This window comes from Candidatus Accumulibacter vicinus, assembly GCF_000584955.1.
In the GTDB taxonomy this organism is placed as follows: Bacteria; Pseudomonadota; Gammaproteobacteria; order Burkholderiales; family Rhodocyclaceae; genus Accumulibacter; species Accumulibacter vicinus.
In genome coordinates this window covers 1-1,345 of the sequence record NZ_JDSS02000041.1, presented here as the reverse complement: position 1 = coordinate 1,345, position 1,345 = coordinate 1, and the positions used below count along the sequence as shown (strand labels likewise).

Here is a 1,345-nt window from a genome sequence, read left to right as displayed (position 1 = left end):
ACCGGCAAGACGCAGCTCGCGCGTGCGGCGGCCGACGCCCTCGGCTGGCGCCTGCACACCGAAACGATCCATCCGCGCTTCGAGCCGCCCGAGCTGCTGGCGCGTTTCGACGCCGTTCGCCGGCTCGCCGACGCGCAGGCGGGCGCAAGCGCCGAAGAGAAACTCGCCGACCCGACGCGTTACTGGCGGCCCGGCGTGCTCTGGAAAGCCTTCGGCTGGGAGTCGGCGCAGCCCTTCCTGGCCGCCGACGAGCGCAGCGTCGATCCGGCGGTGCCGGCCGGGCACGTCGTCCTGATCGACGAGATCGACAAGGCCGACAGCGACCTGCCGAACAGCCTGCTCGAAGTCCTGGCGCAGCGCAGCTTCCGCGTCGAACCCCTGGCGCAGCCGATCGGCGGCCCGCAGGTGCAGCCGCCGCTGATCGTCATCACCACCAACGAGGAGCGCGAACTGCCGGCGGCCTTCCTGCGCCGCTGCATCGTCCTGACGCAGCAGCCGGACCCGGGAATGAGCTATCGCGACTGGCTCGTCAGACGCGGCGCGGCGCATTTCGCGGAATTGCCCGCGACCTCGCCCACGGCCAGTCCGCGACGCGCCGAGCTGATCGCGGCCGTGATCCTCGAGAAAGCGGCCGAGCAACTGGTCAGCGACCGGCAGCAGGTCAGCCAGCTCAACCTGCCACCACCCGGCCTCGCCGAATACCTCGACCTGCTCTACGCGCTGCACGAACTCTTTCCAGGCCAGACCGGCGCGCAGCAGCAGTGGCTCGGCCGCCTCTCGGCGTACGGCTATCTCAAGCACGGAGTCGTTGCCGGCCAGTCCGGCGTGTCGCAGACGCGAGCGCCGATCGACGGCCTCGCCGAGCCGCCGGCGGAGCGCGGCTGAATGATTAATGTGAAAGTCGCGTCAGCGACTCACGAATCCCCCCTCCCCACTTGCGGGGGAGGGGTCGGGGGAGAGGGAAACGGTCATGACTTTCATGATCAGGGGTGTTTTGCAAAGTCATGACCGTTAGTCGCGGCTTCGCCGGCCGCGCCGACCTGCTGCGCGCGGCCGTCGCCGCCCATGGTGCGCAACCGCCCGGCAGCAAGGAGACGATCCAAACCGCCCTGGCGCCGCTCGCCCGCCTCCTCGACCTGCATCCGCAGCCGGAGCCGGAGCAACGAAGCGATCTGCCGGCCGGCGAGCGGCAACAGCCAGCAGCCGACGCCGGCAGCACCGGGCCGCGTCAGACTTCCGCCGCCAACGTCGGGCGCCGGCCGCCCCTTTCGGCGGCGCATTTCGCGCTCGTCGAGTACGCCGTCGATGCCGCGGAGGCCCCGCCCAACAACGAGCCGTTGCTGCC

The 1,345-nt window shown here is 70.8% G+C and carries 2 protein-coding genes; both read left to right on the top strand.

Features of this window, described 5'->3' with window-relative positions; all coding sequences use genetic code 11:
• Nucleotides 1–885, top strand: an 885-nt coding sequence (locus CAPSK01_RS23825; RefSeq protein WP_273703990.1) for an AAA family ATPase, incomplete at its 5' end; no start/stop codon positions are given.
• A gap of 119 nt (nt 886–1,004) precedes the next feature.
• The coding region (locus CAPSK01_RS17510) for a hypothetical protein (RefSeq protein ID WP_034929757.1) at nt 1,005–1,345 on the top strand (341 nt) is incomplete at its 3' end.